This is a genomic window from Streptomyces sp. NPDC087901, assembly GCF_044742205.1.
In the GTDB taxonomy this organism is placed as follows: domain Bacteria; phylum Actinomycetota; class Actinomycetes; order Streptomycetales; family Streptomycetaceae; genus Streptomyces.
This window is the reverse complement of record NZ_JBIUUC010000010.1, coordinates 289,234-297,931: the sequence shown is the minus strand read 5'-3', so window position 1 is coordinate 297,931 and position 8,698 is coordinate 289,234. Positions and strand designations below refer to the sequence as shown.

Annotated in this window: 9 protein-coding genes; all 9 read left to right on the top strand. The window is 66.9% G+C overall.

The window, feature by feature from the left end:
• Window positions 1-190: 190 nt before the first annotated feature.
• Window positions 191-799 carry a CDP-alcohol phosphatidyltransferase family protein gene (locus ACIOEW_RS28640; RefSeq protein ID WP_362557551.1) on the top strand — a complete coding sequence of 203 codons (609 nt, stop codon included), beginning with the start codon at window positions 191-193 and terminating at the stop codon, window positions 797-799.
• Window positions 800-911: 112 nt separating this feature from the next.
• The gene (locus ACIOEW_RS28635; protein ID WP_362557553.1) at window positions 912-3,407 is read left to right on the top strand and encodes a mannose-1-phosphate guanyltransferase; all 2,496 of its coding nucleotides are present in this window, start codon (window positions 912-914) and stop codon (window positions 3,405-3,407) included.
• A 154-nt stretch (window positions 3,408-3,561) separates the two neighbouring features.
• Window positions 3,562-4,485, top strand: coding sequence for a DUF881 domain-containing protein (locus ACIOEW_RS28630; protein ID WP_362557555.1), 924 nt, complete (start codon window positions 3,562-3,564; stop codon window positions 4,483-4,485).
• Window positions 4,482-4,814, top strand: a complete 333-nt coding sequence (locus ACIOEW_RS28625) for a small basic family protein (RefSeq protein WP_003970459.1) — start codon at window positions 4,482-4,484, stop codon at window positions 4,812-4,814. The genes ACIOEW_RS28630 and ACIOEW_RS28625 overlap by 4 nt, the downstream gene beginning before the upstream one ends.
• A gap of 98 nt (window positions 4,815-4,912) precedes the next feature.
• Window positions 4,913-5,611 (top strand): DUF881 domain-containing protein, encoded by a 699-nt coding sequence (locus ACIOEW_RS28620; RefSeq protein ID WP_401967086.1) that lies wholly within the window; start codon window positions 4,913-4,915, stop codon window positions 5,609-5,611.
• Window positions 5,612-5,801: 190 nt separating this feature from the next.
• Window positions 5,802-6,590 (top strand): FHA domain-containing protein, encoded by a 789-nt coding sequence (locus tag ACIOEW_RS28615; protein WP_362557558.1) that lies wholly within the window; start codon window positions 5,802-5,804, stop codon window positions 6,588-6,590.
• Window positions 6,591-6,631: 41 nt separating this feature from the next.
• Window positions 6,632-7,375 carry a MerR family transcriptional regulator gene (locus ACIOEW_RS28610; protein WP_401967068.1) on the top strand — a complete coding sequence of 248 codons (744 nt, stop codon included), beginning with the start codon at window positions 6,632-6,634 and terminating at the stop codon, window positions 7,373-7,375.
• A gap of 53 nt (window positions 7,376-7,428) precedes the next feature.
• Window positions 7,429-7,902, top strand: coding sequence for a bifunctional nuclease family protein (locus ACIOEW_RS28605; RefSeq protein WP_033327106.1), 474 nt, complete (start codon window positions 7,429-7,431; stop codon window positions 7,900-7,902).
• A 165-nt stretch (window positions 7,903-8,067) separates the two neighbouring features.
• Window positions 8,068-8,685 carry a MerR family transcriptional regulator gene (locus ACIOEW_RS28600; protein ID WP_362557562.1) on the top strand — a complete coding sequence of 206 codons (618 nt, stop codon included), beginning with the start codon at window positions 8,068-8,070 and terminating at the stop codon, window positions 8,683-8,685.
• Window positions 8,686-8,698: the final 13 nt, after the last annotated feature.

The following is an 8,698-nucleotide window of genomic DNA, read 5'->3' as shown; positions in this document are numbered from 1 at the left end:
CTGCAGGGGGGACCCTGTGGGAGAGTAGGACGCCGCCGAACTCCTTTTGATAGTTAAGCCCCGTGCCCTTGTGGCACGGGGCTTTTCTGCGTTCCCGGGGCGTTCCTGGCACCCCTGTGCATCTGCCGGCCATCGCTGAGGGTAAGGTCAGGGGGCATCATCGGCACGTTCATTCACAGGAGGCCCCCGGGTGGAGGTCCAGGAGACTCGCGTTCAGACGGACCGGGTCCTCACCATCCCCAACATCCTCAGCATGGCTCGCCTCGTTGGCGTACCCGTCTTCCTGTGGCTGATTCTCCTTCCCGAGTTCGGCGGGCCTCAGAGCGATGGCTGGGCGCTGCTGGTACTGATGTTCAGCGGTGTGAGTGACTACCTCGACGGTAAGCTCGCGCGCCGATGGAACCAGATCAGCAGCCTGGGACGGCTACTCGACCCTGCTGCCGACCGGCTCTACATTCTTTCCACGCTTGTCGGTCTGACCTGGCGGGAGATCCTCCCGCTCTGGCTCACCGCCGCGCTTCTCGCCCGTGAACTGATGCTTCTCGTGATGGTGGGAATCCTCCGCCGTCATGGCTATCCGCCGCCGCAGGTGAACTTCCTGGGCAAGGCGGCCACGTTCAACCTGATGTATGCATTCCCCTTGTTGCTGCTCAGTGACGGAAGTGGTTGGCTGGCATCGCTGGCCACTATTTTCGGATGGGCGTTCGCAGGATGGGGTACAACGCTCTACTGGTGGGCAGGGATCCTCTACGTGGTTCAGGTCCGCCGGCTGGTCAAGGCGGATGCAGTAGCCGATTGAGCTCGTTGATGCGGTGCCGCGCAACGTGGCCGGCCCGCGGCTGATCAAACAGATGCTGCCCCGACGGGTGAAGTCGGCTAGACCGTCGTCTCTTCAAGGAGGACGTTCCGACATGAAGGCCGTCGTGATGGCAGGTGGTGAAGGCACTCGCCTTCGCCCCATGACCTCAAGCATGCCCAAGCCGCTCCTGCCCGTAGCCAATCGGCCGATCATGGAGCATGTGCTACGCCTGCTCAAGCGGCACGGGCTCAACGAGACGGTCGTGACCGTCCAGTTCCTTGCGTCGCTCGTGAAGAACTACTTCGGAGACGGCGAAGAGCTCGGGATGGAGCTCAGCTATGCGAACGAGGAGAAACCGCTCGGTACCGCGGGCAGCGTGAAGAATGCCGAAGAGGCGTTGAAGGACGACACCTTCCTCGTGATTTCCGGTGATGCGCTCACCGACTTCGACCTCACCGACCTCATCGCCTTCCATAAGGAAAAAGGCGGACTGGTCACGGTCTGCCTCACGCGCGTCCCGAATCCCCTGGAATTCGGGATCACTATCGTGGACGAAGCGGGTCAGGTCGAACGCTTCCTCGAGAAGCCGACCTGGGGTCAGGTCTTCTCGGACACCGTGAACACGGGCATCTATGTCATGGAGCCCGAGGTCTTCAACTACGTCGAGGCCGATGTCTCCGTGGACTGGTCCGGTGATGTTTTCCCGCAGCTCATGAAGGAAGGCAAGCCCATCTACGGCTATATCGCCGAGGGCTACTGGGAAGACGTCGGCACGCACGAGAGCTACGTGAAGGCCCAGGCCGACGTGCTGGAGCGCAAGGTCGATGTCGAGATCGACGGTTTCGAGATCTCCCCCGGTGTATGGGTGGCCGAAGGTGCGGACGTGCACCCCGACGCGGTGCTGCGCGGGCCGTTGTACATCGGTGACTACGCCAAGGTCGAGGCCGGCGTGGAGATCCGGGAGCACACCGTCATCGGGTCGAACGTCGTCGTGAAGAGTGGCGCTTTTCTTCACAAGGCCGTGGTGCACGACAATGTGTACATCGGCGATCACAGCAACCTGCGCGGGTGCGTGATCGGCAAGAACACCGACATCATGCGCGCTGCCCGGATCGAGGACGGGGCGGTCATCGGCGACGAATGCCTCGTCGGCGAGGAATCGATCATCCAGGGAAATGTTCGCGTCTATCCCTTCAAGACCATCGAAGCCGGCGCGTTCGTCAACACCTCGGTGATCTGGGAGTCGCGCGGACAGGCGCACCTCTTCGGCGCGCGCGGAGTTTCCGGGATCCTGAACGTCGAGATCACGCCGGAACTGGCGGTCAGGCTGGCCGGTGCGTATGCGACGACACTGAAGAAGGGCTCCACGGTCACCACCGCACGTGACCACTCCCGTGGTGCCCGGGCGCTGAAGCGCGCGGTCATCTCGGCCCTTCAGGCCAGCGCCATCGACGTCCGCGACCTCGAGAACGTTCCGCTGCCCGTGGCCCGTCAGCAGACCGCGCGCGGCAGTGCCGGCGGCATCATGATCCGTACCTCGCCGGGTGTTCCCGACTCCGTCGACATCATGTTCTTCGACGAACGGGGAGCGGACCTCTCCCAGGCACGGCAGCGCAAGCTGGACCGGGTCTATGCCCGGCAGGAATATCGCCGTGCCTTCCCTGGCGAGATCGGGGACCTTCACTTCCCGTCCAGCGTCTTCGACTCGTACACGGGCTCCCTGCTGCGGAACGTGGATACCGCGGGGATCTCCGACGCCGGGCTCAAGGTTGTCGTCGACGCGTCCAACGGCAGCGCGGGGCTTGTGCTCCCCAGTCTGCTGGGACGGCTCGGTGTGGATGCGCTGACCATCAACCCCGGCCTCGACGAATCCCGGCCGACCGAGTCGGCCGAGACCCGCCGGTCCGGGCTGGTCCGGCTCGGGGAGATCGTCTCGTCGGCGAGGGCGGCGTTCGGCGTCCGGTTCGACCCCGTCGGTGAACGGCTTTCACTGGTCGACGAGCGAGGCCGGATCGTGGAGGACGACCGTGCCCTGCTGGTCATGCTCGACCTCGTCGCCGCGGAGCGTCGTAGCGGCCGGGTAGCGCTGCCCGTGACCACTACCCGCGTAGCCGAGCAGGTGGCCGCGTATCACGGGACCCAGGTCGAGTGGACGATGACGTCGCCCGACGACCTCACGCGGGTGGGACGCGAGGAAGGCACCATTTTCGGCGGGGACGGACGCGGCGGGTTCATCGTTCCCGAGTTCAGCAGCGTCTTCGACGGCTCCGCCGCATTCGTGAGGCTCATCGGACTGGTCGCGAGAACGCAGCTCACACTCAGCCAGATCGACGCACGCATTCCGCGTGCGCACGTGCTGCGGCGTGATCTCGCGACCCCGTGGGCCGTCAAGGGCCTGGTGATGCGGCGTGTGGTCGAGGCGGCGGGAGACCGCAACGTGGACACGACGGACGGTGTGCGGGTCGTCGAGGCGGACGGGCGCTGGGTGATGGTGCTGCCGGACCGGGCCGAAGCGGTCACGCATCTGTGGGCCGAAGGGCCCGACGACGCCTCGGCCCAGGCGCTCTTGGACGAATGGTCCGCGATCGTCGACAGTGCAGGTCAATGACGTGACCGGACTGCCGGGGCGGGTGAGCGGTGCCGCCCCGGCATCCGGACCCGGCCCGGATACCGCGGCGCGGCCGCCGGAGTCGCGCGACCGCATCCCGGACATCGGTGGGGCCATTCGGCGGTAGCCGCTGCGACATGCGACGATGTGCGGCATGTCGCAGCAGCCCCCCGATCGGAGTACCGCCTCGCCGCCCTCGCGTCCCGACGCGTCCATGTCGCTGCTGACCAATGTGATGGACCACAGCCTGGACGACGGATATGCCGAGGCTTCGGCGCGTCGCAAGGCCGACGGGCGTACGGGGATGCCCCGGACCCTCAAGGCGAAGCTCGGCTTCGCAGCGTGTCTGGTGCTTGCAGCGCTTGTCGTGACGCTCGGTGCCGCTCAGGCGCGGGTTGCCGCGCCGGTCCTGGCCAAGGAGCGCGAGGAGCTCATCGACCGGATCGACGCGGAGACGTCTGCGGCCGACACCCTTGAGGCGCAGGTCGAGGAGACCCGCGACGACGTGGGCAGGCGCCAGCGCAAGGCGCTGGAGAAGCATGGCGGTGACCAGGCCGAACTGGTGGCCCTGCTCTCCGGGGCGACCCCTGTCCACGGTCCCGGGGTGAAGCTGGTCGTCGACGATGCGAAGGACACCGACCAGGGTGGTGGCGGACCGCGGGAAAGCAGCGGGTTCTCCGACACGGGCCGGGTCCGCGACCGGGACATGCAGCGGGTCGTCAACGGCCTGTGGCAGTCCGGCGCCGAAGCGATCGCCATCAATGGACAGCGTCTGACCGCCCTGTCGGCGATCCGCGCCGCGGGCGACGCCATACTGGTCGACAACAAACCGCTCGTGCCGCCGTACACGGTGCTCGCGGTGGGGGACGGGAAGAAGCTCGGCGCCGACTTCCAGGACAGTGCCGATGGCCAGTACCTGCAGGCGCTCAAGGACACCTTCGACATCCGGACCAGCATCTCCGTTCAGGAGAAGGTGAGCCTCCCGGCTGCCCCGAGCCTGATCGTACGCACAGCAGAGCCTTATAAGGCCGCAGACACCGGCAGTGGTGCGGCAGATACAGGGAAGGGCACATCGTGATCGCCGTACTGGGCCTCGTCGTGGGAGTCGTGGTCGGACTGTTGGTCCGGCCCGAAGTGCCGGCGGTGGTCGAGCCCTACCTTCCGATCGCGGTCGTGGCGGCTCTCGACGCCGTCTTCGGCGGTCTGCGGGCCATGCTCGACGGCATCTTCGTCGACAAGGTCTTCGTGGTCTCGTTCCTCTCGAATGTGGTCGTGGCCGCACTGATCGTCTTCCTGGGCGACAAACTGGGCGTGGGCGCGCAGCTCTCCACCGGCGTGGTCGTCGTCCTCGGAATCCGGATCTTCTCCAACGCCGCCGCGATCCGCCGGCACGTCTTCCGGGCCTGACGCCGATGAGCAACGACGCATTCAACGGCGACCGCGAAGAACCCGGCGAGCGGGCCGAGGGGGAGACGCCCGGGGAACTGACCGGGCGCCAGCGGCTGATGGCCGGAATCTGGCCGCCCCGGATCACCCGCGCCCAACTCATCGTCGCGGTGCTGCTGTTCGTCCTCGGCCTGGGGCTTGCCATCCAGGTGCGGTCGAACAGCGACAACAGCGCCTTGCGTGGCGCCCGCCAGGAGGACCTGGTCCGCATCCTCGACGAGGTGGACGACCGGACGCAGCGGCTGGAGGACGAGAAGCAGCGGCTCGTCGACCAGCGCACGGAGCTGGAGAACAGTTCTGACCAGGCGGAAGAGGCGCGGAAGCAGACGGTGGAGAAGGAACGCCAACTCGGTATCCTCGCGGGTACCGTGGCGGTGCATGGCCCCGGCATCACCCTCGCGGTGAACGACCCGGCGGACGCGGTGCAGGCCGACATGCTGCTCGATGCCCTCCAGGAGCTCCGGGCTGCCGGCGCCGAGGCGATCGAGGTCAACGGCGTGCGCGTGGTGGCCAATACGTACTTCTCCGGGGACGGGGGAGCCGTCAAGGTCGACGGCCGCAAGATCTCCGCTCCCTATGTCTTCAAGGTCATCGGCAAGCCGCAGGACCTGGAACCGGCGCTGAACATCCCCGGCGGTGTGGTGCAGACACTGGAGAAGGAGCAGGCCACGGTGCACGTGGCGCAGTCCGACGACATCGTCGTCGACGCCTTGCGACCGGCGGAGCGGCCTGACTACTCTCGGTCGTCGGCCCAGTGAACCCGGGACGCGTGGGTGTCGGGGGACACGGGCAGGAGGTTGCGGGGGGTCGCCGCATCGTAATCGTGGCGCGTGGTGGAAACTGTCGAGTGGATACGGACGTTGTGAAGATGTCCGGGTCGGCAGGTGTGTTCATTCAGGGTTCGTCCTGCCCCACGGGCGGGTCTGTTTCGGTCAAGGGGAATCGCCCGTGAAGTTGTTTGGGAAGTTGTTCGGCAAGAGCGCTCGCGATGAAGCTGCACGCCATCGCGCACCGCGCCATGGTCAGAGTGAGGAGCAGGGCGGCGAGCGCCCCCTCTTCCGTGACCAGGTGGCAGGTTCGGGGGGTGACAATTCGGGTGGTTCCGGCGCGTCGTCTGTTGACCCTGCCGGTCCCGGCCGCATAGGTTTCGGAGAACCCTCAACCTCAAGTACGGGTGGAGGGTTCGCCCCGAGGCAGGAGGCTTCGTCCATGCCGGTCTGTACGAGGTGCGGGCATCGCAACGCCGAGGCCAGCCGTTTCTGCTCCAACTGCGGTGCGCCGCTCAGGGGCGGGATTCCGGAGCGGGCGTCGGAGACGACGTCGACCATCTCCATCTCGGGTCTGGAGGCCTACGAGGCGGAGGCGACCGGGCAGACGTCCGTGCCGTCGCTCTCGCCCGAGGCTCAGGCCGCTGTGGACGCGCTGCCGCTCGGCTCGGCGCTCCTGGTGGTGCGACGGGGGCCCAACTCGGGCAGTCGCTTCCTCCTGGACAGCGAGCTGACCACGGCCGGCCGCCACCCGCAGGGTGACATCTTCCTCGATGACGTGACGGTGTCGCGGCGTCACGTGGAGTTCCGTCGGAGTCCCGACGGCAGCTTCACCGTGGAGGATGTGGGCAGCCTCAACGGCACCTATGTCAATCGTGAGCGCATCGACTCCGTCGCGCTGTCCAACGGCGACGAAGTGCAGATCGGCAAGTACCGGCTGGTCTTCTACGCAAGCCAGCGCGGCATCTGACCCGCCCCCTGACCCCGTCGGGGGGACCCCCAGGAAGGTCCATGCTGAGAACACCGACGGGCGGTGCCGGACCCGGCACCGCCACGGCCGACGACCGTCCGATGAGCATCGGCACGGTGCTCCTGCAATTGCGGGACGAGTTCCCCGAAGTCACCATCTCCAAGATTCGCTTCCTGGAGGCGGAGGGGCTCGTCGAGCCGCAGCGGACACCTTCCGGATACCGGAAGTTCCGTCGCGGCGACGTTGAGCGGCTGGCTCAGGTGCTGCGGATGCAGCGGGACCACTATCTTCCGCTGAAGGTCATCCGGGAGCACCTGGACGCCCTCGCGCGGGGTGAACAGGTCGCTCTGCCCACCCCGGGCGGCGAGCCGGACCTGACTGACGGCGGCTGGACCGGTGGGCCGGGACGGGCCACCGCGGCCCACATCGGCCGTGCCGAGCTCCTTGCCGCCGCAGAGGTGACCGAGAGTGACCTGGATGCGTGGGAGTCGTACGGTCTCGTCGCACCGTCGGCGCAGGGAGGCTACGACGCCGAGACGGTCACCATCGCCAGGCTTGTGGCGGATCTGGGGCGATTCGGTCTGGAACCTCGTCATCTTCGCGCGATGCGAGCGGCCGCGGATCGGGAGGCGGGGCTGATCGAGCAGGTTGTCGCGCCACTGCGCCGGCACCGGAATCCGCAGACCAGAGCGCATGCCGAGGCCACCGCGAAGGAGCTCGCCGAGCTCTCTGTACGGCTGCACTCGGCCCTCGTGCAGACCGCTCTGCAGATTCGTCTTCACTGATCCCAGCGGTGCCCGACTACCCAAACCTGCCGAGCACGTCCTAGGGTTGCTGTGTGAACGAGCTCGACGTTGTGGGTGTCCGGGTGGAAATGCCCTCCAATCAACCGATCGTGCTCCTGCGTGAAGTGGGAGGCGATCGGTACCTCCCCATTTGGATCGGTCCTGGTGAGGCGACCGCGATCGCCTTCGCTCAGCAGGGCATGGCTCCGGCCAGGCCGCTGACCCATGATCTCTTCAAGGATGTGCTCGAGGCCGTCGGCCAGGAGCTCACCGAGGTCCGGATCACGGATCTGCGAGACGGGGTCTTCTACGCGGAGCTGGTCTTCGCCAGCGGAGTCGAGGTGAGCGCGCGGCCTTCCGACGCGATAGCGCTCGCCCTGCGCACCGGTACGCCGATCTACGGCAGTGACGGGGTGCTCGACGATGCGGGAATCGCGATTCCGGACGAGCAGGAGGACGAGGTGGAGAAGTTCCGCGAGTTCCTCGACCAGATCTCGCCGGAGGACTTCGGTACGAACAGTCAGTGACGTCCCAAGGGGCGCGCCAGCGCATCCGACAAGCCTTTCCCGATCGTGAGTCACGGGAAACCACCCTCAGGGTGATTATCACTCGGCGTGCCGAGTGTGGCGATCGTTGACGCACCCCGGGTGACTGCCTACCTTCGAGTGGGCAGGTCAAGGACGGAGGTCGGCGTGAGAAGCAGCGGCGACGGTACGGCAGCAGGTGGGTCGTATCCGCAGCAGGGGAGTACAGCCGGCCACACCATCAGGCAACCGGCTGCGCCGGACGCGATGGCGGGGGACGGCGTGACATCGGCCAACGAGATCGGCTACCGGGGCCCGACGGCGTGCGCGGCCGCGGGTATCACCTACAGGCAGCTCGACTACTGGGCCCGCACGGGACTGGTTGAACCGAGCGTCCGCCCGGCCTACGGGTCGGGCACACAGCGGCTCTACAGCTTCCGGGACGTCGTCCTGTTGAAGATCGTGAAGCGATTCCTCGATACCGGAGTGGCGCTTCAGAACATCCGCACCACCGTGCAGCACCTGCGGGCCCGCGGCTTCCAGGATCTTGAGCGCATGACGCTGATGAGTGACGGAGCGACCGTCTACGAGTGCTCCTCGCCCACCGAGGTCGTCGAGCTGCTCCAAGGGGGCCAGGGAATCTTCGGCATCGCCGTCGGGGTGGTGTGGCGGGACGTGGACGCCGCGCTGTCGCAGTTGCACGGGGAGCGCGTGGACACCGGCGAGACACTGATCGGCAACAACCCCACCGACGAGCTCGCCCGTCGGCGCAACCGGGCGGGCTGACCGGGTGGGATCG